Annotated in this window: 19 protein-coding genes; 6 read left to right on the top strand and 13 right to left on the bottom strand. The window is 47.7% G+C overall.

The window, feature by feature from the left end; all coding sequences use genetic code 11:
- The first annotated feature begins 99 nt into the window (after positions 1 to 99).
- Positions 100 to 1,689: a glycoside hydrolase family 57 protein gene (locus tag I1H34_RS06925; RefSeq protein WP_212664956.1), complete on the top strand. Its 1,590-nt coding sequence runs from the start codon at positions 100 to 102 to the stop codon at positions 1,687 to 1,689.
- Here I1H34_RS06925 and I1H34_RS06930 read toward each other — a convergent pair.
- From I1H34_RS06930 to I1H34_RS06940, 3 genes are all read right to left on the bottom strand, one after another.
- Positions 1,686 to 2,459 (bottom strand): ABC transporter permease, encoded by a 774-nt coding sequence (locus tag I1H34_RS06930; protein ID WP_212664957.1) that lies wholly within the window; start codon positions 2,457 to 2,459, stop codon positions 1,686 to 1,688. The genes I1H34_RS06925 and I1H34_RS06930 overlap by 4 nt on opposite strands.
- Positions 2,460 to 2,720: 261 nt before the next feature.
- Positions 2,721 to 3,392: a TVP38/TMEM64 family protein gene (locus I1H34_RS06935; RefSeq protein ID WP_212664958.1), complete on the bottom strand. Its 672-nt coding sequence runs from the start codon at positions 3,390 to 3,392 to the stop codon at positions 2,721 to 2,723.
- 557 nt (positions 3,393 to 3,949) lie between these two features.
- Positions 3,950 to 4,339 (bottom strand): DUF732 domain-containing protein, encoded by a 390-nt coding sequence (locus I1H34_RS06940; RefSeq protein WP_212664959.1) that lies wholly within the window; start codon positions 4,337 to 4,339, stop codon positions 3,950 to 3,952.
- A gap of 193 nt (positions 4,340 to 4,532) precedes the next feature.
- Here I1H34_RS06940 and queA point away from each other — a divergent pair, with 193 nt between their 5' ends.
- Positions 4,533 to 5,642 carry a tRNA preQ1(34) S-adenosylmethionine ribosyltransferase-isomerase QueA gene (gene queA / locus I1H34_RS06945; RefSeq protein ID WP_212664960.1) on the top strand — a complete coding sequence of 370 codons (1,110 nt, stop codon included), beginning with the start codon at positions 4,533 to 4,535 and terminating at the stop codon, positions 5,640 to 5,642.
- Between the two features lie 10 nt (positions 5,643 to 5,652).
- Here queA and I1H34_RS06950 read toward each other — a convergent pair whose 3' ends face one another.
- The 5 genes from I1H34_RS06950 to I1H34_RS06970 form a co-directional block, all read right to left on the bottom strand.
- Positions 5,653 to 6,831 (bottom strand): glycosyltransferase family 4 protein, encoded by a 1,179-nt coding sequence (locus tag I1H34_RS06950; RefSeq protein ID WP_212664961.1) that lies wholly within the window; start codon positions 6,829 to 6,831, stop codon positions 5,653 to 5,655.
- Between the two features lie 5 nt (positions 6,832 to 6,836).
- On the bottom strand, positions 6,837 to 8,318 hold the full coding sequence (locus I1H34_RS06955) for an MFS transporter (protein ID WP_212664962.1): 1,482 nt from the start codon (positions 8,316 to 8,318) through the stop codon (positions 6,837 to 6,839).
- On the bottom strand, positions 8,315 to 9,196 hold the full coding sequence (recO, locus tag I1H34_RS06960; protein WP_212664963.1) for a DNA repair protein RecO: 882 nt from the start codon (positions 9,194 to 9,196) through the stop codon (positions 8,315 to 8,317). The genes I1H34_RS06955 and recO overlap by 4 nt, the downstream gene beginning before the upstream one ends.
- A 105-nt stretch (positions 9,197 to 9,301) precedes the next feature.
- Positions 9,302 to 10,000 (bottom strand): deoxyribose-phosphate aldolase, encoded by a 699-nt coding sequence (gene deoC / locus I1H34_RS06965; protein ID WP_212664964.1) that lies wholly within the window; start codon positions 9,998 to 10,000, stop codon positions 9,302 to 9,304.
- A gap of 115 nt (positions 10,001 to 10,115) precedes the next feature.
- A complete protein-coding gene (locus tag I1H34_RS06970) occupies positions 10,116 to 11,069 on the bottom strand; it encodes a TraB/GumN family protein (protein WP_212664965.1) in 954 nt (317 codons plus the stop codon).
- 457 nt (positions 11,070 to 11,526) lie between these two features.
- Between I1H34_RS06970 and I1H34_RS06975 the strand changes: the two genes are divergently transcribed.
- Positions 11,527 to 12,825: a ferredoxin reductase domain-containing protein gene (locus I1H34_RS06975; RefSeq protein WP_212664966.1), complete on the top strand. Its 1,299-nt coding sequence runs from the start codon at positions 11,527 to 11,529 to the stop codon at positions 12,823 to 12,825.
- A 210-nt stretch (positions 12,826 to 13,035) separates the two neighbouring features.
- Positions 13,036 to 13,383: a DUF4870 domain-containing protein gene (locus I1H34_RS06980; protein ID WP_212664967.1), complete on the top strand. Its 348-nt coding sequence runs from the start codon at positions 13,036 to 13,038 to the stop codon at positions 13,381 to 13,383.
- Positions 13,384 to 13,425: 42 nt separating this feature from the next.
- Here I1H34_RS06980 and I1H34_RS06985 read toward each other — a convergent pair whose 3' ends face one another.
- Positions 13,426 to 13,635, bottom strand: coding sequence for a hypothetical protein (locus I1H34_RS06985; protein WP_212664968.1), 210 nt, complete (start codon positions 13,633 to 13,635; stop codon positions 13,426 to 13,428).
- A 325-nt stretch (positions 13,636 to 13,960) separates the two neighbouring features.
- Between I1H34_RS06985 and I1H34_RS06990 the strand changes: the two genes are divergently transcribed.
- Together I1H34_RS06990 and I1H34_RS32050 are read left to right on the top strand one after the other, a co-directional pair.
- Entirely contained in the window at positions 13,961 to 15,544 is a 1,584-nt protein-coding gene (locus I1H34_RS06990; protein WP_212664969.1) for a peptide ligase PGM1-related protein, read from the top strand.
- 18 nt (positions 15,545 to 15,562) lie between these two features.
- Positions 15,563 to 16,027: a hypothetical protein gene (locus tag I1H34_RS32050; RefSeq protein ID WP_235107664.1), complete on the top strand. Its 465-nt coding sequence runs from the start codon at positions 15,563 to 15,565 to the stop codon at positions 16,025 to 16,027.
- An 11-nt stretch (positions 16,028 to 16,038) separates the two neighbouring features.
- Here the strand turns inward: I1H34_RS32050 and I1H34_RS07000 are convergent, their stop codons facing one another.
- The 4 genes from I1H34_RS07000 to I1H34_RS07015 all read right to left on the bottom strand — a co-directional run bounded on the left by I1H34_RS07000 (position 16,039) and on the right by I1H34_RS07015 (position 20,279).
- Positions 16,039 to 16,926 (bottom strand): ABC transporter permease, encoded by an 888-nt coding sequence (locus I1H34_RS07000; protein ID WP_212664970.1) that lies wholly within the window; start codon positions 16,924 to 16,926, stop codon positions 16,039 to 16,041.
- Positions 16,927 to 17,008: 82 nt separating this feature from the next.
- Positions 17,009 to 18,028 carry an ABC transporter ATP-binding protein gene (locus tag I1H34_RS07005; RefSeq protein ID WP_212664971.1) on the bottom strand — a complete coding sequence of 340 codons (1,020 nt, stop codon included), beginning with the start codon at positions 18,026 to 18,028 and terminating at the stop codon, positions 17,009 to 17,011.
- Positions 18,029 to 18,358: 330 nt separating this feature from the next.
- Positions 18,359 to 19,333, bottom strand: a complete 975-nt coding sequence (locus I1H34_RS07010) for a heme o synthase (RefSeq protein ID WP_212664972.1) — start codon at positions 19,331 to 19,333, stop codon at positions 18,359 to 18,361.
- Between the two features lie 61 nt (positions 19,334 to 19,394).
- A complete protein-coding gene (locus I1H34_RS07015) occupies positions 19,395 to 20,279 on the bottom strand; it encodes a COX15/CtaA family protein (RefSeq protein ID WP_212666174.1) in 885 nt (294 codons plus the stop codon).
- Positions 20,280 to 20,725 lie beyond the last annotated feature (446 nt).

The following is a 20,725-nucleotide window of genomic DNA, read 5'->3' on the forward strand; positions in this document are numbered from 1 at the left end:
GTATGTTTCTATCTATTCATAAGGCCCGTCATTCTTTACTATTATTTAATACTCTCTGTCAATGGCCGTCGTCTTGGCTGCCCTTCCTAACGAAAATTTATGACTCTTGGTTACCTTGCCCTGGTGCTCCATGCCCATCTCCCTTTCGTTCGTCACCCTGAAAGTGATTTTGTTCTAGAGGAAGAATGGCTATTTGAGGCAATTACTGAAACTTATATCCCTCTACTACAAGTCTTCTCAGGATTAAAGCGAGATGGGATTGATTTCAAAATCACCATGAGTATGACGCCCCCTTTGGTGTCTATGCTGCAAGATCCACTCCTCCAAGATCGATATGATGAACATCTCGCTAAGCTAGAAGAGCTGGCCACCCTAGAGGTTGAGCGCAATGTTCACAACAGCCATATTCGCTACCTGGCAGAGCATTATGTCAATGAATTCCATACGGTTCGAGAGGTATGGGAGAACTACGATCGAGATGTAGTATCGGCCTTCAAACAGTTTCAAGATACGAACAACCTAGAAATTATTACCTGTGGGGCCACCCACGGCTATTTACCGCTGATGAAAATGTATCCCCAAGCGGTATGGGCTCAGATACAGGTCGCTTGCGAACATTACGAAGAAACTTTTGGGCGACCTCCTAAAGGGATTTGGCTACCAGAATGTGCCTATTTTGAGGGCCTGGAGCGCATGCTAGCCGATGCAGGGCTGCGCTACTTCCTGATGGATGGCCATGGCTTGCTCTATGCAAGACCTCGACCTCGCTTTGGTACCTATTCACCTATTTTTACGGAAACAGGAGTTGCTGCGTTTGGTCGTGATCATGAGTCATCTCAGCAGGTTTGGTCTTCCGAAGTTGGCTATCCGGGGGCTCCTGTGTATCGGGAGTTTTACAAGGATCTAGGCTGGGAAGCAGAGTATGAATATATTAAGCCCTACATTATGCCCAATGGCCAGCGCAAAAATGTTGGGATCAAATATCACAAAATTACGGGACGAGGTGGGGGCCTATCTGATAAGGCCCTTTATGATCCCTATTGGGCACGGGAAAAAGCAGCAGAACATGCCCATAACTTCATGTTTAACCGGGAACAGCAAATCAAAAATCTGCATGGGATAATGCAGCGGCCTCCGATTGTAGTTTCCCCCTACGATGCCGAACTCTATGGCCACTGGTGGTATGAGGGACCCTGGTTTATTGACTACCTATTCCGCAAGTCTTGGCATGACCAACAGACCTATGAAATGACTCACTTGGCGGATTACTTGAAAGCAGAGCCTAATCAACAAGTCTGCCGCCCTTCCCAATCGAGCTGGGGTTATAAAGGATTCCATGAGTATTGGCTCAATGAGACCAATGCCTGGATTTATCCCCATCTTCATAAGGCCGCCGAACGGATGATTGAACTCGCTAAGTTAGAGCCTGAAGATGATCTGCAATGGCGAGCCTTAAACCAGGCATCTCGAGAACTCTTATTGGCCCAGTCTTCTGATTGGGCGTTTATCATGCGAACTGGGACGATGGTTCCCTATGCTGTACGCCGGACTCGGTCTCATTTGGCCCGTTTCCAACATCTCTACCATGACATTAAAAAGCGACAGGTGGATAGTGGATGGCTGGAGAAGGTAGAAGTAATGGATAACATCTTCCCCAACATTAACTATCGAGTTTATCGACCCCTTTAGAATTCTCGATTGGCAAAAATAATAGTGGAGATGGCTAAGAGTAAGGTGATATATACGATGCCATAGACAGCGTTCATTGCCATTTGTGATGGCGGAACGGTAATGATATGCACTGCCTGATTTTTTAAATCTAAGCGTGATAAATCAGGAAAGACGAGGTAAATAACCTTGGCAATCTGCTGAATACTTTCAGACTTTATGGATTCGCTGAGCTTAAGTAGGTTTTGGCTAAAATGCCCCATGAAATAAACGGCAAAAGTGAGAACAGTCCCCATTAAAGAACTCGTAAATGCACCGAACAAAATTGAAACGGCTGCAATTAAAGCCATCTCTAAAATTAGGAAGCTACTGCTTAAGAGAATATTATTGAGTTCAAAGGTAAACTGCTGCCAGCTGAGGACACTCACTAAAATCGCCGTCATAATGGCAATTAAGAGAGTCAACACCCCGGACAAACCGATATGTTTCCCTAGAACAAATTCGGTGCGACTGAGGGGTTTGGCTAGCAAAATTAATGCGGTTCGTTTTTCGACTTCTTTATTAATTAATCCGCCGCCTTCAAATGCGGCCACCGCCAGTGCGAGTAGACTAATACTGGCTAGTCCCACATCAACACTTATTTTTCCTTCGGTGCCGGCAGAGACCTCACCTAGGAATAAAATCACTAAGACCAGACCAATGGCGTATAGCGCAGCTAGATAGAGGACGCGATCGCGGAAAATATCTCGAAATACATTGGATGCAATCACTGCAATTCGTTGAGGATTCATCGTTAGGCACTTAACTCTTCCAACCTACTTCTCATAGTACCCAGCTCATTGGAGGAAATATTCTCTGGATTTAATTCATTTTTGAGGCAAGCAATTTGTTGTGGAGCGATACTGTCTCTTGGGGATGGGATGGCATTCGTGGTGATAGGACTAAGCGCTTGTGAAAAATAGCACTTGTGAAATATTAGTACTCAATGGATCGGACAGATAGTAAGGCGTCTCTTGCGTGAAGGACTGAATCCCATGGGACAGACATCCACTTTATTTTTTGGTAGTTGATGTAGCCCCTCGTTGCTGGAGCCATCCCGCGAATATCGCCACGCAAAATGCGCCTAAGATAGCGAGACCTGCATATAAGTATCCGGTGCCTTTATCAAATAAAGTTGCGCCTATGGCCACGATCGGTCCACCACGTACCAGGGAAGCGATGAGTAATCCGGGCAAAAACATTTTCCATTTGGTGGTTGTTAGCCCAACACTATAGCTCACAAAATCAAATGCACCGGTCATCAAGGCACCTGCTAGCAAGAAAAAGTTTTTTTCTAAATGCTTGCTACTCAACTCATCCACTCGGCCCATGAATTTCTTACCCACCAGCTTCTCAACTAGATTGCGACCGAATCGTCTAGCAAGGTAAAACGCGATGCTGCAGGAACAGAGGTCAGAAACAACAATTGTCCCTAATGCAGTGGGGTAATCCAGTATTTTCCCTGCGAGTAATGCCTGAGGTACACCGGGGATGATAGGAATAACAACGCTGATCAAGCGAAGGGCAAAGATTCCCAAAGGTGCCCAAGGCCCCAACTGTTCAACTTGAAGCTCAATTTGGGATTTTAAGGGTTCTTCATCTAGCTTTCTAATCAGCCAGATGGAAATTGCCAAGATACCAACAGCTAACCCAAATAGACTAATCTTGCTGAGCTTCTTATTCATGGGATGTTGATTCAGTTTCTTTCAAGCGACTTCAACTACGACATTTAAGCTTTGCTTGATATTTATGTGTATGGATGGGTTGCACAAAATACTGGGCGGTTTATTTGCCTGATGATGAGATTGCTTGTTGTTCCCTTAGCCCCCAGTCATGACCTAGGTAAGTTCATGGCAGCTTATTCAAGCTCATCAAATGTGGCCGATTGTATATACCACGGTCGGTATTGACCTCAAGAAGTTATGGGATTTGCCATGGTAGATATCGCCGCCATGGTCCCTAAAGAAATTGTGATGTCTCAAAATTAAGGTTAAGTGGGGTCTGATTTAAGCCTAAAAGGATGACAGAATAACCTTGCTCGCTATAGATTGAGCGTTCATTTGAGGATGAGTAGCCTGACTTTCCCCTCGTTTAAAAACACTTTAATCCTCCCCCCTGGTTTTGCGACAAGAGGCCCATTTTAAATGGCCTTACCTTGAAGGCTATCTAGAGAAAGTCACTCTAGATTTAATTCCCATGAACAAATTCATGGGAATTATAAAGATTGGCAATATTAATGACCTTATGCCAAAGTCTCTGGACAATAGCCTAAGCCTTGAATAAACTGCTGACGGAATGCCTCAATTTCGGTCATATCGGGGCTGCCATGGGCAATCACTGCAACTTGGTATTGGCTCATTACTTCAACAGGAGATTGGCCAGATTCCAGAGCTTGTAGTACTGTGCTGACTCGGGTATCTACTTGGTAAGGGATGCCCAATTCTCCTAAAAAGGCACGGAAGTTGTCTAAATCTTGTTGTGTCCAACCCGGTGCCGTTCTGATACGTAACACCCAACCGTTCAGTTGGTGAACAACCGTCATGAACTCGACGGGTAAGTGAGTTGATCGGCGAAGATGCTGAACAACGCGTAAAACTAAACTTGCTGTTCCTAGATAATATAGGTAATCCATAATTGTGCCTGCCTCGGCACTAACCCCAGCGTTTTTGCGGTGAGCAGGGATACCTGCATATACTTATTGTCACGATCAGCTCTGCTTATGGGTAGAGCAGAATCCCCATAATAAATAGGGGGTTATACCCAACCTGGTTGACCAGGTTGATTATTGTAGTCAGAGCAACCTATCCACCGTCAGTAAAAAAAGCATGCTGGGCTCCACTCCCGAGTTAGATCAAACCCTCCAGGCCTATGATTATGTGCTGCCAGAGACTTTAATTGCGCAAACCCCTCTGGTGCCTAGAGATCGGTCTCGGTTATTGGTGGTTCAACAAAAAGCGCATCAACATCAAATCTTTCAGGATTTGGTCGCACTATTGCAGCCTGGCGATTTGCTAGTTTTTAACGATACCCGGGTTATCCCAGCCCGCCTCCTGGGTCGCAAAGTGAAGTCTGAGCTGGCTCAGCCAGTTGAGGTCTTTTTGCTGGAACCTCGGCAACCTCGAACTTGGCTTGCTTTAGTCAGGCCAGGACGGCGGTTAAAGCCAGGGGCCCAAATAGAGTTTGGCTCCCCAGAATGTCCCTTATTGCGGGCAGAGGTTCTAGCTACAGATGAAGAGACACGGGGGCGGATCATTCAATTTGAACCTCTGGTCGAACAGCCTTTTGAAGATCTCTTAGAACAATTGGGAGAAGTACCCTTACCCCCCTATATTCAAGATTCTGCTGCCCGGCCAGAACAGTATCAGACGGTCTATGCACAGCATCCTGGGGCTGTGGCTGCGCCAACTGCAGGATTGCATTTTACCCCTGAGCTACTTGCTCGTCTCCAATCCCAGGGCATTAATCAGGTGTGTCTGACGCTCCATGTGGGGATTGGTACCTTCCGGCCTGTGGAAACGAATGATATTTTGCAACATAATATGCACTCGGAATGGGTGGATTTACCTGCGGCGACGGTGGATGCTATTCGAGCAACAAAAGCTGCTGGGGGGCGTGTGATCGCGGTGGGGACAACCGTGGCGAGAGCCCTAGAAGGAGCCTGTCAGAATGGCTCTCTTGCTCCTTGGCAGGGGCGTACGAATTTGTTTGTCTATCCTGGTTATCAGTGGTGGGTGGTGGATGGCTTAATCACCAACTTTCATTTACCGAAATCGAGTTTGTTGATGTTGGTGAGTGCTTTAGTGGGACGTGAGCGGTTGTTGGCCTTGTATGAGGATGCGATCGCACATCAATACCGCTTCTACTCTTTCGGTGATGCCATGCTGATTTTGCCGGAGGCCGTGATTGCAGAACGTTCCCCAGACGTTGTTTTTTAAGCCCGTCGGGTTAACGGTAGACCTCAACCTTAGTTTGCTGGAACATCTGAGCGTAGAACTTCTCTAGCTGATCCAGGTTTCGATCCAGGCAATATCGTTCCAGCACTCGCTGACGGCCTTTTTGGCCTAAGAGTTTCACCATTTCGGGATGCTCTGCTAGCACGGGTAATAACGTACGGAGTTCGCCCCTGGTCCGTTGGGGATTGAGGACAATGCCAGCACCACCTGCCAGCACTTCTCCATCTGCGCCTGCATCGGTGGCTAGACAGGCTACACCGCAGGACATGGCTTCCAATAGGGAGAGGGAGAGACCTTCTACAAAAGACGGCAGGATAAACACATCTGCCCCACGCAAAATTTCAATCCGACGATGCTCATCATAAATCGCCCCTAACCACAGAACGTTTTGTTCAGGACCGTAATTTGTCATATGGGCATTGAGCAGGGGACCATCCCCGACCATCACCAATTTGGAGTGAGGTATCTGCGCCTGCACCTGTTTCCAAGCTTTCAGCAAGGACTCGACGTTCTTCTCAATCGCAATTCGACCTTGATAGACGAAAATGCGCTCTGTCTGTAGTTCTGCTTTGAAGGTAGAAGGACCAGGGGAGTATTTATCGGTATCCACCCCGTTGGGGATAATCACAATTTTGGCTTCAGGCACCCCTAAGCGCATCAGCAAATCCCGTTGGGCCTGGGAAAAGATAATCACCGCATCATAATTAGCCAGGGAAGGAGCATAAAGCTGGTACATGAAGTGCTGGGTACCAGAAGACAAATTACGATGTTTATGGCTAAAAGGTGGATGGAAGGTTGCTACTAACGGCACCTGTAATTCTTGACAAATTTCTGGCAGGACAAAATCCAAGGGCGAGAGGGTGAGAGATGCATGAACCAGATCAGGCTTCAGATTGCGCAAAGACTCTGCCAAGACCTTGCTGGATTTCAGCGTGGGTATCGTATAGACCTGGGATTTATACAGAAAGGGTAAAGGAACCTCTTGGCATTCCTGGGGAATCGGTGGTTCTTGAATGGGCAGCGGCTTGCCTGTTTCTTCATCAAAAGCATCTTGGGCAAAATGCAGAAAGCTGACCTGATAGCCACGATCGAGCAAGGCGTTAGTAATTTCGCGGCTGTAGGTGACGTTGCCACAGGGCGGAGATTTTTTGCCAATCCAAGCGATGTGCATATGGACTAGGGAGACGACAGTGGTGAGGGGTTTGCATCATCTGATACAGATGAGCTGGTATCGGCAATATACCAGGATAAGAGCCCCCCGATCACAACAATCCCAGCAAGCCCCAGTAAAACCGTCTGTAATCCGAAGAAGGTTTCAGCCAATCCTGCCAGGGCTAACGGTAGACTTAAGGCAATATTGCTGGCATTATTTTGCAGGCCGAAAACCTTACCCCGCATCTCTTCCGGCGTTTTCTCTTGAATGGTCGTTTGCATAGGGACACCAATCAGAGCGGCGGCAGCCCCCAAGCCCACCATCAGCACCAGAGAAACCCTTAAGGATTGAGTGCTAAAAGCCAAGCCTCCTAACATGGCAGCCATCCCCATAGAACCGTAGAAACTGAGGCGATGGCGGGAGAAATTTTGGCCAATGGAACCCAGGATTGCGGCACTAATCGCCATGCCAAGCCCACCTGTGGCCAGCAAGAATCCGAACTGTGAGGTCTTAATCCCGGGCAAGACTTCTGCTAAGCGCACGACTAAAACGGCGAGGGCGGCAAACACGGAGAATAAAATAACCAGCTGAATCAAGGCGGTCCGTACCCGCCGATGCTCGTTGAGATATTGCAGACCTTCTTTGATGTCTGACCAAACATGTTGATCGCCAGTGGAACGATTGGCCGGGGTTTCTCCCGTTCTTAGAAGCAGGAGGAGCAGACCTGCGATTCCATAGCTGCCCCCGACAACCAATTCTCGTCCTGCATCCCAACCTAGATGGGAAAAATATCCCCCGACAATTTCTAGCAGAGGTTCTCCCGCTGCAAACCCGCCAATTAGTGCTAGAAGCATGGTTAGGGTGTACAGAGAGTTCGCACTTAATAGGTGAGGCTTCTCCACAATCAAGGGAATAGCAGACTGTTCAGCCGGGGCAAAGAACTGGGTGAGGGTAGAAACGAGGAACGTCACTCCAAGTAACACCCAAAATCCCCAAGGAATCTGAAACCAACCGGGTTGCTGACCACAGAGCCATAGCAAAGGCGGGAGGCTGAGCACCAAGGCTCCCCGGAGGCCATTTGTGAGGACCAAAACCCACTTTTTTGACCACCGGTCCACATATACCCCGGCAATAGAGCCAAATAGCACCGCCGGAATGGTGAAGGCAATCATGATCGATGACACCCAGACGCTGACCGATTGGTCAGGAGCCTTAAATTGACTGGTAATCAAGGCAATAATGAGCACCAAATAAACCTTGTCAGCCATTTGGGAGAAGACTTGGCCTAGCCACATCAACATAAAATTCTGATTTCGCAGAACAGGCCAATATCCCTGTTCTACCGTCTCCTCAAGGACTGGAGCTACATCCGGCTCTGATGTTTTGGGTATAGGTGCAATATCCGGTTTAGAGGACGAGGAGGGGCTAGAGGGATGAGGTGTGGGTTTACCCGTCGAACGGGAAGATGAGGTCAAGTTGCGTTTGGGGTCATGTACTTGGGTCATGAAGGCACGGAGGTGAGGTCGGGCAGGGGAGTAAAACAGGTGTCAACTAGGGCAGCCGAACGAATCGGGCGATCAAAATAGGCTTCGGCATAGTGACGGAGAGCAGACTCCACCCCTTGCCAAATGACCAACGGATAGGCTGCTATTAACGGAAACGGCAGAGGGGAAGCCGGATGAATCTCGGCAGGGTTGAGATCTTGCAGTAACGAGAGTTCGGGGGCGGATAGTTTGCCCTGAACCCGATAATCTGCCCCTGGAACATAGGCAGACGCTTGTTCTGCGGCCTGTTGAATCGCAGTACGGGGTCGGGGTAGACCCGTGAGGGTGACAGTACCGCCTGCACTGGCACTAAACCCCACACGCCAGGTGGGGTTGTTGGGGGGCGGTTCTAAGGGGACGTGGGTGAAGCAACAGGCATGGACTTGAGGGGCAATGCCTGCCCAGGCCAACAATTGCAAGGTCCCATGAATTAAACAACAGGGTACTTGGGCAGGGGTCGCAGTTTGGAGTTGAGTCAGCTGTTGGCAAAATAAATCCCACAGCTCTGTTTGGGGCTGTCCACTCAGGGCTTGATACAGGGTCAGTTCTGCCAGGTATTGACTGGTGGTCAACTTAGCTAAGTTTTGGCTCAGTCCCGGATAGGATTCTAGGGTTTCGGCCTGGGCAATTTTATCCAGGGACCGGCCCTGGACTAGCATCAGGTCATTCACCACAAATAAGGCACTGCGGCCGCCTAATTTTGACTTAGGCTTCCGGCATCCAGGCGCAACAGCCCGCACCAGACCATGTTCACGGGTCAAGATAGTCAGCAGGCGATCGGCCTCGCCGAAGGGCATGCTTTTGAGATTAATTCCTGTCGCTTTATAGGTTCGACTCATTGCGGTCTACCTGGATTGAGAAAACCTGGTTAGGGGAAGCAGGATAACGCTGGCATCAACTTGTCCTGATCCAAACATCCTGAGGTGGATATTTCGAGAACGGATCTATCCGGGGCCTGATGGCTCTGGGGACTCAATCTCAGCCGTAGCCATCCGCACAAGGTCAACCCCTCGGGATGTTCCCAAACGGTTGGCTCCTGCTGCAATCAGCGCTAGGGATTGCTCTAGAGTGCGAATTCCTCCCGAAGCTTTAATGCCTACGCGATCACGTGCGACCATTGATAATAATTTTATATCAGCAGGGGTGGCTCCGCCGTGCCATCCAGTACTTGTTTTGAGGAAGGCGACCCCCGCATCTAGACTGACTTCTGCCGCTAACCGTTTTTCGGCATCCGTAAGGAGGGTGGTTTCCAAAATCGCTTTGACCGTTTGGCCCGTGGTTGCACAAATCTTGGCGAGTTCTTGGTGGACAGCATTGACATCCCCTGACTTTAACCAGCCGACATTGATCACCACATCTAGCTCGGTTGCCCCTTGGTCGACAGCATCTTGGGCTTCATAGAGTTTGACTGCAGATGTGGTGGCACCACTGGGAAAACCAATGACCGTGCAAACCTTGGGGGAATATTGATGGAGACGGTTGACGGCGGTTTTGATATGGGTGGGGTAGATACAAACAGCTGGAAATTCAAACCGGATGGCTTGATCGCAGAGCGTTGCGATCGCATCCTCTGATGCCAGGGGATCGAGAAGCGTATGATCGATATAACGAGTGATATCAATATCTGCCACCGTTAGGGTCACACTGCACCTCAAATGCCCATAGTACTTGGGAAAAACTTTTTAGCCTTCCTAATCCAATGTATCAAGAATATGGGTTGAGTGGGCTGTAAAAAGCCCATCATTTTAGCGCCCCCATTTAGAGGCGCTTTGGCGTATGACCTTGGGCTTGCAAAAGTTCTAAAACGCTGTCTTTCCCCACTAAATGCCCAGCTCCGACCACAATCAGATAGTCATCCTCCTTTTGCAAAAGTGGTTCAATGGTGGTCATCCATTTGCGATTGCGAGCCCCAAAAATTTGGTCTTCTAATTCTGGATAGTCTTTAAAACTTTTCAGCAACAAATTCTTTAAAGTTTGATCATCTCCAGATTTCCAGGCTGAGACCATCTCCTGAAATGATGTTTCTAGGGTGTCTAATTCATCAATCGTTTGGCGAATATACTGCTCTTGATTCCCTTGAGAAAAACTATCAAATAGGTTGAATTGATCTTCAATGGTTTCTAAGGCGAGGGTCTCTTTGCCATCCTTGATCGCTTTTTTGAAAAAATACTGATCAACGCCATTTTCAGGATTGAACTCTAATCGCTGTAGTTTCAACGTGATCAAGGTCAAAGAAAAGAACCAAGGCTTAAAACCGGAAAAAGCCTCAATTGGTAAGCCAATCTCTGATGCGGTGGTTTTTGCTAGCTGATAGGTTTCTGGTGTCAGCCGATCTTGGAGGGTTTTGCCATCTTGAGCTGTAGCTTTCTCTAAGACGATGGATTGAGTTTTGCTGGATTCGAGTTCCCCCATGTTGACTTCAAATACTAACTTTTCGGCATCCTCATAGGCGTCATTGATCTGCTTCGCTAAGGGATAGTCTGATTCCTTTAATAGGTGAATCGAACCTAGGAGGTAAACCGTATTCTGGGGGGATTTGACTTGCCAGAGAAACGTTTGCTCGGGTTGGGGCGCTTGAGGCTTAGAGGCGTTTGGGGTTGGAGAGGGGGTGGGGCTGGTCGGTTTGTCGCCGCAAGCGCTGACTAATGTCAGCAGGGTGATGACCGCAATCCGGGACACATTTTTTCGGATTACGCCATGAAGTTTATTCATTAGATTCCCCACTAAAGTTGAATTGAACTGAGAGTATTGGCATCAGTTTAAGCAACGTTCAATCTAGCATTTCAACTTTAGTAAAGACCGTGAACCAATCAATAGGTCACCCCTTTGGCTACATAGGTACGGAGACAGAACCCACTGAACTTTGGATTTAGCCAAAAGGTTGGGGAAGTCAGGGCTGGAACCTAGGGTTCTGGCTAAAGAGCATCCTGTTAGATTCGAGGCTACCTATTCATTGCTAAGCTGCTTTAGGGTTATTTAGAGACAGCAAAAGGAATGTTACGCTTGTGCGGAACTACTGCCTTTTAATACAAGGTTTTGAAGCTTTTGCGGTGTACGATAGACATGCACCGCTTAAGATTTATTTTAGGTGATGGCTTCACCAAAATGGTGCATTGGTTTATCGCACAAGCAGCCAATCCCCCAGTTGAATGATGAGTGAGCATTAAGAATGGATTATGAAAGCATGAAAGGGTTAGCCGGAGAGGTTGAACCCAAATTAATGGCTATATTGGCTGAATTTAATAAAACGCTCAAAAAATACGGTATTTCTGATGCACGAGTGGTTGAGTTTACCCTCAGTGACCAAGAAATGCCGGAAATGGCAGGTCTGTCCTGCAACTTTTCGTGCTGGTTGTCCCCTAGCAATTTAACCTGTGGTATCAAATGCGAATTTGAAGCCTCCGGCACTACAGGAGCTAAACCTGCGGCCATCGCCGCACCTACTGCTGCAACAGCTGAGAAGGCTAAGCCTGTAGCGGCAGCAGCTCCCACGAAGTCTGCTGCACCTGCGGCGAAAAAAGCCAAGAAAAAATCGGATGTTCCTATTAATATCTACCGTCCGAATAAACCCTTTGTGGGCAAGTGCGTTTCCAACGAAGAGCTCGTTGGCCCTGGTGGTATTGGTACCTGTCGACATCTGATTTTCGATATTTCTGCCGGTGATTTGAAATATGTCGAAGGCCAGAGTATTGGCATCATTGCAGACGGAACTGATGCTAAAGGCAAGCCTAATAAGATTCGCCTCTACTCCATTGCGTCTGCCCACCGGGGTGATTACCTAGACGATAAAACCGTCTCTCTTTGTGTGCGCCAATTAGAGTATCCCGATCCAGACACGGGTAAAACGGTATATGGAGTTTGTTCCAGCTTCCTTTGTAATCTTAAGCCTGGAGATGATGTCAAAATCACGGGGCCTGTGGGTAAAGAGATGCTCTTACCCGATGATCCCAACGCCAATATCATTATGCTAGGGACAGGAACTGGAATTGCCCCCTTCCGCTCTTTCCTCTGGCACTTGTTCAAAGAGAATGAAGATGTCAATGCCAATCCGTTCTGGCTACCCAAGTTATTGGGTTGGGTCAAGCCCAGTGACAAGCCCAAGTTTAATGGAAAGACCTGGTTGATTTTCGGCGTAGCTACGACTCCCAATGTCCTGTACAACAATGATCTAGAAGATCTGCAACGTCGCTATCCCAATAACTTCCGCTTAACGAAGGCCATTAGTCGTGAGCAAAAGAATCCTGAGGGTGGACGGATGTATATCCAGCACCGGGTAGCAGAGCATGCAGAAGAACTCTGGAAACTGATCCAACAGGATAATACCCACACCTATATTTGTGGTTTGAAAGGGATGGAAAAAGGCATTGATGAAGCGCTCAGTGCCGTTGCTAGTAAAGATGGCGTTAATTGGAGTGAATTTCAACGAGAAATGAAAAAAGCTCATCGCTGGCATGTAGAAACCTACTAAGCCGCTTTTCTTTGGTGAGCCTCATTCTTGAAAGTTTAACTCTCTGAAGCACTCCAGTTCTCAATGAACTGGAGTTTTTTTCAGGGTTACTAGATAGGGAAAGACCAAGATCGGATTTCTGGGGTTCGCTTTCTGAAGAAGATTGAGTAAAATCTAATCAGTTCAAGGCTAGCTGTCCTTGAATGCCGTTGCTTAACAAGAGGCTTGTCCATGGTTGCCAATATCTATGATCCAGATAAACGCAAACTCCTGTCGTCTTTGAGTCATGGTTCAATTTTTCTGAGTGCCTTGGTATTATCCATCGGTATTCCACTGGTCATTTTGCTCGTGTCGGATGACCCAGTTGTCAAAGCAAATGCCAGAGAAGCGATTAACTTTCACGTCAATGTTTGGTTCTATGGCATCTTATTCGGCATCCTCTGTTGGGTTTTACTAGGATGGCCGCTGTTAGGTTTGTTATTTGTTGTGCAGTGGGTGATGCCAGTTTTAGCGATTCGCCATTGTCTACAGGACCCAGATGAACCTTACAACTACTCATTCATTTTTCATGTGCTTTAGGCCGTGATTTCTCTGGCCGACATAGGCTGATTGCCCTCAATGTTAGGTGTCGCGCCGATCAGTCCAATTGCATGCGGGGCAATGGCAGTTGCCAATTGCCCGTTCTGTGATGTGGATTTTAGTTTTGCACTCTGGACACTGACCGGTGAAAAAAGGATGGGTCATGATCAGTCGCACTTGTTCCATATAAGACAATTGGGACAACATATAGCTCAAGGACGGAGGCATGATTTGATCAGGATGGTTAGACACGGTCTTTAGGGGTTGGTTCTAGAGAAATACAAACCCGCAGGAGAAAACGTTCGCTTCGTAGCGTTAAGGTATCGATTTCTTTTCGCAGAGTATATATATAATCTGTCCGATCTACACCGAGAACCACCACTGAGAAACTACTGAATTCCTATACATGAGCGGGATTTGTAATGCTTCATAGTTTCCGGGGATATACGGATAGGGGAAGAGAATGAAAAATTTAGCTGAATTGCTGCAGCCAAATCCTCTCTTGGCTGATCTGATATAAATTACGCACGATGGCAGGCAGCTAAGATGACAGATATTGAATGCAAAGGCATGAGGGATGAAAGACCTAGCGGCTGTCGAACAGGCATTTAAACGGCTTCAAGCTCAGTTATGTGATCGCTGGCAGGAGATTGAAACTGTAGATACGGGGCATTCCGATATTTTGGTAATTCCCTCGTTTAGTGTGGATCAACAAGAGCTGCAAAAGATTGATGGGTTTTTGCATTACGAGGAGCGGCTCCTGTTTTCGCTGATCCGGCTTCGTGATCCGAAAACCCGCTTGATTTATGTGACATCCCAACCGCTGCCGCCGATTGTGATTGATTATTATCTCCAGCTTTTACCAGGCATTCCGTTTTCCCATGCCCGAGATCGCTTGTTGCTATTGCCCATTTACGATCAGTCTCTTAAGCCCCTCAGCCAGAAGATTCTAGAACGGCCTCGATTGATGGAGCGAATTCGGCATTCTATGCGACCAGGTTGTTCCTACATGATCTGCTTTAACTCGACGGACTTAGAACGGGAAATTTCGGTCAAACTCAATATTCCTCTATTGGCTGCTGATCCAACCCTTTTACATTTAGGGACGAAAAGTGGGAGTCGGCAGGTCTTTGCGGAGTGTGGTATTCCTCATCCTGATGGCAGCCTGTTGGTGTGGGATACGGAAGCACTCATAGAGGCGGCAGTTGCCCTCTGGCAGCGTCAGCCCCAGCTTCAACGGATGGTCGTTAAGCTGAATGAGGGCTTTTCTGGAGAGGGAAATGCGTTGCTGGATCTGCGGAATGTTGGGGATATTGAGACGTCAGAAAAAAGACGAAACGTGATTTGCGATCGCATCCCCCATCTCACCTTTGAATCTCCCACGGAAACTTGGTCTCATTTTTGCGATCGCATCCCCAAACTCGGTGCGATTGTTGAAGCTTTTATTGAAGGGGAATATAAGACCTCTCCCAGTGTCCAGGGCCAAATTACCCCTAATGGCGAAGTAGAAATTCTTTCAACCCATGATCAGATTTTAGGGGGGCCTAATCAACAAATTTATTTAGGGTGCCGGTTTCCCGCTTCAGAAGAGTATCGCCTCCGACTTCAGCAGTTGGGCCTCAAAGTCGGTGAGAATCTGGCCAAAAAAGGGGTGCTGGAGCGATATGGGGTTGATTTTGTCGTAGCCAAGCGCATTTTGGCGGATGGGAGTACCCATTGGGATGTCCAAGCCATTGAAATTAACCTGAGAAAAGGGGGCACGACGCATCCCTTTATGACTCTGAAACTGCTGACCAATGGCCTTTATGACATGCATAGTGGCTTGTTCTTTGGCCAACAAGGGTTACCGAAGTACTATGTGGCCTCGGATAATCTTTGTGAATCTTCCTATCAAGGATTATTACCAGACGACTTGATGGATATTATCGCCCGCCACCATCTCCATTTTGATACGGGAAGTGAGATGGGTACGGTTTTTCATCTGATGGGCTGTTTGTCCGAGTTTGGCAAAGTCGGTCTGACCAGTATTGCTAATTCACCAGAACAGGCAGACACGATTTATAACCAGGTGATTGAGATTTTGAACCAAGAGACCCAGCCACCCACTCAGACCCAAGACACTGATCCGACCCTACCGATTGGTTGGAGTATCGGTAGTTGATAGGCGTTGGGGGCTTCCTTGCCCGCAGATTCCTGTCTAACGTTTCAACCTGTGGCTGAACCCATGGGTAACTACGATATTCTCCCTCTCGACCCAAAAACTCAATCCATCAGTCTACTGCAGTATGAGGTTAGATTAGAAAAAATGGGCACACTGGGTAGACTGATGGCGAGACATCAAATGCAAATTAGAAAACCTGGCATAGTAGTCCCAATAGTTTATTTTGGCATCACCATTGGTTTGATTACGCCTGTACAAGCTATACCAACAGCGTCTCAGGGATTTTTCGATACTCAGAATGCTGCAGAAGAGTTTTTTGACATTGGCCGTGAGCGCTTGCAGCGCGAGATTAAACTCTTGGAACAGAAACGAAGTCAGCGTTCAGAGAAAATTCTCAAAATCGATGAAAAAACGAAACTCAATGAAAAAGAGCTGGAGAATTGGGATGACTTACATCCTCAACACCAGCTCCGTCAACAGTAGATGAATTGAAACTAGCCAAGGCGGCGGTAGAGTAGCTTTTGAATGCTTAGGAGTGCGAGGGCATCAAATCCGAATAGCAGTAATAAAGAACCCGCTAGGCTTACAGATCCCCAAGGTGCTTCCATCACAACGCTAGTGAAGCTCCAGTCGTTATGGAGATAAAGGTAACGAATCGGCTCAATGGCGAAGCTGAGGGGATTCAAGCTTGCCACCACCTGTAGCCAAGTGGGCATAAAGGTTAAGGGGACTAAAGCTGTGCTGGCAAACAGCAGAGGCAAATTCGTGACAAAGATAACGGCAATTAGTTCGATGTGACCCGGTAATGCAAAGGAAAGTCCCAGGCTAAGGGCTGTCACGCCTAAAACTAGGAGTAAAACAATGAGAGCAACAATGGCTAAACCCACCGTATTGGGTAAACCAGCTCCCATAAAGAAGCTCAGAGCCATAATCGCTAGGGTTTGGACCAAACTTAAGGTGGTGATGAAAATCGCTGATGCCATCACGATGGAAAAGCGGGATGCCAGGGGAGCCACCAGCAGTCGGTTCAAGAACCCAAATTCCCGGTCAAACATGACAGGGAGACCCGCATTTAAAGCGCCACTAAAGGCCGTAAACACAATGACGCCTGCGCTGAGGAACTGGCCATAGCTTTGGCTCGTTCCGAATAGGCCTTCCGGTACATTTTTAAACAGGGCGCCAAACAGAACCAACCACATCAAAGGCTGAATAATGCCAGCAATTAAGGTGGTGGGGCGTCGCTTCAGTTGAATGAACAGACGGCGGGTTAGGGCGACCGTCTCTTGTAAAAATTCGCCAGAAACAATGCCAGGAGTTGTCAATAAATCGGCTTGAACACCTGAGTCAGCGATTGAGTTGGTGTTAGCGGAGGTGGTGGTCATAACAAAGTTTTAAAAGTTGGTATCTAGATTCAGAAAAAGTTGAGGACCTACCGACGGCCAGTTGATCCTGATTGATAGGGAGCTAACGCATATTTTCTTTGCGTTCTTTTTTGCGATCGCGGGTGCCTGCTGCTGCCATTTCAGCATCCAATAAAGTTCGACCTGTGGCAGCCAGATAAACATCGTCCAAACTCGGACGGGCTTGGGCAATGCTGAAGATGGGCAACCCGGCCTCTTTAAGGGCAGTTTGAATATTTAACAGGGCATCTCCTTGGGAAGAGACCACCATATTGAGTGAGTTGCCTTGGGCAGGGTTAATAATCACATCCTGAACAAAGGGCAAGGCGGTGGTCATTTCCTGGGCCTGTTGTGCCTCTTGATCTGGGGTGAACTCCCGAATCTTAAGGGTGACTCGATCTCCCCCAACTTGGTCTTTAAGTTCCGTGGGAGCTCCTTCGGCAATCACGGTACCTTGGTCAATGATGGCGACGCGATCGGCAAGGGCATCGATCTCTTCTAAATAATGGCTAGTCAGCAGAATCGTTGTGCCTCGCTCTCGCAGCCCTTGCAGGAAGTCCCAGATCACGACCCGACTTTCAATATCTAACCCTACGGTGGGTTCATCTAAAACTAAGACAGCCGGCGCATGCAAGAGACCAGCTGCCAGGTCTAGACGTTTACGAATGCCGCCAGAATAGGTTCCTGTTTTAGTGTCCGCCCAACTTTGTAAATCCAGAAGCGTTAAAACTTTTTCTACCTGGTCAGCAATCGTTTTGGCAGGTAAATGATAGAGGGCCGCTTGCAGTTGCAGCAATTCACGACCGGTTAGGACTTTATCCAGGGCTACTTCTTGGGCAATATATCCCAACAGTTGACGGGCAGCTCTGGGATATTTTCGCACAGAGACCCCATTCACCTCGATGTTGCCACCATCAGGTGTGGCTAAGCTGCATAGGCAACGCAAGGTTGTGGTTTTACCAGCACCATTGGGTCCTAGCAAGCCAAAAATCTCTCCCGGTTGAATTTGAAAGGAGACATCTTTAACTGCTTCAACCTTGCCGTAGGATTTTTTTAGGTTTTGGATGAGAACAGCAGGAGCCATATAATCACAAATCTCAACAGGCAGTCTTTCTTATTTTATTACTGTGTCTACGATGCAATGGCATGAATCTTAGAAATTGCTAGTTGAGATTGGAGTTTTTGGGGCCATTCGCCACGAATGACTCCCGTTTATAAGGTTATAAATCGACGATATCTAGTCGGAATAAAGACATTGGATTATCAACGGCCTCTTTTTCTTCTTATCCTTTGTTTTAGGCAGCTTAAGTCTGTTTTTTGCTTAATATCGCCATAAGGCTTTAGGGAGAGAGGCACCTGTTAATCTGGCTAAAAAAAATTTAGATGGGGTAAATTCAGCATGAATTTTATGACTTTAACCAATACTGGGTATCCAAGCTTGCAGGATATGAGTGGAGTGGTGCCACATCTGTTGAGTCCAGGGCAAGCTATCCACTCCCATGCCTGCGCAGAGCAGCATCATGTACAGAATCGAAAACTTAAAGACTGACCGGGCCATTTGCTTATCTTCTGGTGTTTGAGTCAGCTGCCAGGCTTTGTGAATAAACTGGGCCCAGAGCACAATGGCAATCGATGCGTATAGCGGGCCAGACACCTGTAAGGGATAGACCAGTAACAAAGTAACCGGTAACAACAGTAGCGTGTAGATAAAGGTTTGATTGGCAGTGGTGGCCATGCCTTTAACCACGGGCATCATGGGAACGCCAACTTTGGAGTAGTCCTCTTCAATCATCATGGCGAGAGGCCAAAAATGGGGTGGCGTCCAGATGAAAATGATGGCAAACAGTACCCAAGCCGCCCAGCTCAATTCTCCTGTGACAGCAGCCCAGCCAACTAAGGGCGGAATAGCCCCTGCAGCACCCCCAATGACAATGTTTTGGGTGGATGAGCGCTTGAGCCAGTAGGTATAGACGCCGATATAAACAGCGATACCCGCCATCGCTAGGCATGCACTGAGGAGGTTCGCTCCAAAGTCCAAGAGCAGAAAGGCTATTAGAGCTAATGCTGCTGCAAAGATGCTGGCCTGCCAGACTTGGATTCGCCCAGAAGGAAGAGGACGATGCCGGGTTCGCTCCATGATGTAATCGATGTCGCGATCGTAAATACAGTTGATGGTATTCGCCGACCCTGCAGCACAAGCGCCTGCTAGCAAAGTCGTCAAAAATAATCTTGGGCCGACTTGTCCAGAGGAAGCAACCCACATAGCAGCTGCTGTTGTAATTAAGAACAACAGAATCAGCCGGGGTTTCGTCAGTTGATAGAAATCGATGCAGGTCTGAGCAAAACCAGGATGAAGCCAAGGAACCTCAGCCCATACGGTTTTTTGCATATTTAAGCCTCTGAATAAATTCCAAGATGGGGCAAGACGATAAAAATGAGTGTGAGAATGATTAAGAAGGCTCTAAGGAGCCTGCCATTCTGATGGGCACGGTGTGTAAGGGCTGAACATATTCGGCCTGGTGACGATCCCGAATCGCGATAACGCTGAAGATCACTAAGGTGCCTAATAAAGTCGCTCCAATTGCCTGATGGGCAACAGTTAAACCTACCACTTGTAGATGTAATCTTAGGGTCGATATGCCGACTAAGATTTGTAGGCTTAGCAAGCCTAAAGCAAGTTTCCCCAATCCCCTTAAACGCGGATGAAGTGCTGGGGTTCGCCAAGCCAAAAACACCAGCGCTAGAACAGCTAAGGTGGGAGGAACAACCCCAATAAAGTGGTTATACATAATCCGGCAGAGCTTTGCCCCTGCCAAACATTGGTGAGCAGCCCAACGAGAAGCGACTAAGCCACCGAGAATACTCTGGAAATAGATGAGGACTCCGGCTAGAGTGCTGAGCCAAGGCAATCGATCAACCACTCCCGTTCCCTGATAGGGCATCAAACTACTGCCCAGCACCAACATGCTGCTAAAAAAGAGCAATCCCGTTGCCAAATGAGCGGTCACAATATCGAATCGTAATAGTTGAGTGACCGTTAACCCTCCTAAAACGCCTTGGAAGATAATGAGTCCAAGACACAGGGTTGTCACGACCGGCACCCATTTGGGGAGTTGGGATTTCCACCGCCAGGTTGCTCCCACTAATGCCATCATCAATAGGCCAAGGGAGGAGGCAATCAGACGGTGAAACCACTCCAGAAAAACCTGGAGATTCATTTGGTCCTTGGGAATCAGCTCTCCGTAGCATAAGGGCCAATCTGGACAAGATAGCCCTGCATTCATCACCCGGGTTGCACTGCCTAAGGCCATCAAAAACAGTGTCAATAGGGCCATGGCGAAAAATGCATAGCTGAAGAGCTGAGAAGGCGTTCTTCTCACTGAATGGGCACCTGGGGAGTGGGTCTGTAGTATGTCGGCCATGGATTATGTCAACAACGATAGGAAGAGGAGTGTAACCACATCAATGGTTATTAACTTTTAATAGTTCGCTACTAATAGGGATCTATCGAAGCTTGGTCAGGATAGATATACTGTAACCACTATTTCCCTGAGGCTGGAATGGTCTGAAACATATTGCTATACAAGTGTTGCAGCTTGCTTGACACTGTTGCAGATATTACCTTTTTTTAAGGGTTCTACTGAAAGGTAGAAAGACATTGACTTTTGTAAGGAAACTTTAAGGTACAGTTATCTCCAAATCTAGAATCAACTGCCAAGATGGAAGTATCTGTTGTCTTGTCAGGATCCCAAAGAAAAGCCTAAGACTGCTGATCAGAGTT

This window comes from Acaryochloris marina S15 (assembly GCF_018336915.1).
GTDB classification, from domain to species: Bacteria; Cyanobacteriota; Cyanobacteriia; order Thermosynechococcales; family Thermosynechococcaceae; genus Acaryochloris; species Acaryochloris marina_A.

Coding starts and splice junctions, on each gene's coding strand:
- recO (WP_212664963.1), bottom strand. CDS start 9,196: ATGAGTCGAACCTATAAAGCGACAGGAATTAATCTCAAAAGCATGCCC.
- I1H34_RS06940 (WP_212664959.1), bottom strand. CDS start 4,339: ATGGATTACCTATATTATCTAGGAACAGCAAGTTTAGTTTTACGCGTT.
- I1H34_RS06980 (WP_212664967.1), top strand. CDS start 13,036: ATGGTTGCCAATATCTATGATCCAGATAAACGCAAACTCCTGTCGTCT.
- I1H34_RS07000 (WP_212664970.1), bottom strand. CDS start 16,926: ATGACCACCACCTCCGCTAACACCAACTCAATCGCTGACTCAGGTGTT.
- I1H34_RS06930 (WP_212664957.1), bottom strand. CDS start 2,459: ATGAATCCTCAACGAATTGCAGTGATTGCATCCAATGTATTTCGAGAT.
- I1H34_RS06970 (WP_212664965.1), bottom strand. CDS start 11,069: ATGAATAAACTTCATGGCGTAATCCGAAAAAATGTGTCCCGGATTGCG.
- I1H34_RS06935 (WP_212664958.1), bottom strand. CDS start 3,392: ATGAATAAGAAGCTCAGCAAGATTAGTCTATTTGGGTTAGCTGTTGGT.
- queA (WP_212664960.1), top strand. CDS start 4,533: ATGCTGGGCTCCACTCCCGAGTTAGATCAAACCCTCCAGGCCTATGAT.
- I1H34_RS06975 (WP_212664966.1), top strand. CDS start 11,527: ATGGATTATGAAAGCATGAAAGGGTTAGCCGGAGAGGTTGAACCCAAA.
- I1H34_RS06955 (WP_212664962.1), bottom strand. CDS start 8,318: ATGACCCAAGTACATGACCCCAAACGCAACTTGACCTCATCTTCCCGT.
- I1H34_RS06925 (WP_212664956.1), top strand. CDS start 100: ATGACTCTTGGTTACCTTGCCCTGGTGCTCCATGCCCATCTCCCTTTC.
- I1H34_RS06990 (WP_212664969.1), top strand. CDS start 13,961: ATGAAAGACCTAGCGGCTGTCGAACAGGCATTTAAACGGCTTCAAGCT.
- I1H34_RS07010 (WP_212664972.1), bottom strand. CDS start 19,333: ATGCAAAAAACCGTATGGGCTGAGGTTCCTTGGCTTCATCCTGGTTTT.
- I1H34_RS06950 (WP_212664961.1), bottom strand. CDS start 6,831: ATGCACATCGCTTGGATTGGCAAAAAATCTCCGCCCTGTGGCAACGTC.
- I1H34_RS07005 (WP_212664971.1), bottom strand. CDS start 18,028: ATGGCTCCTGCTGTTCTCATCCAAAACCTAAAAAAATCCTACGGCAAG.
- I1H34_RS07015 (WP_212666174.1), bottom strand. CDS start 20,279: ATGGCCCTATTGACACTGTTTTTGATGGCCTTAGGCAGTGCAACCCGG.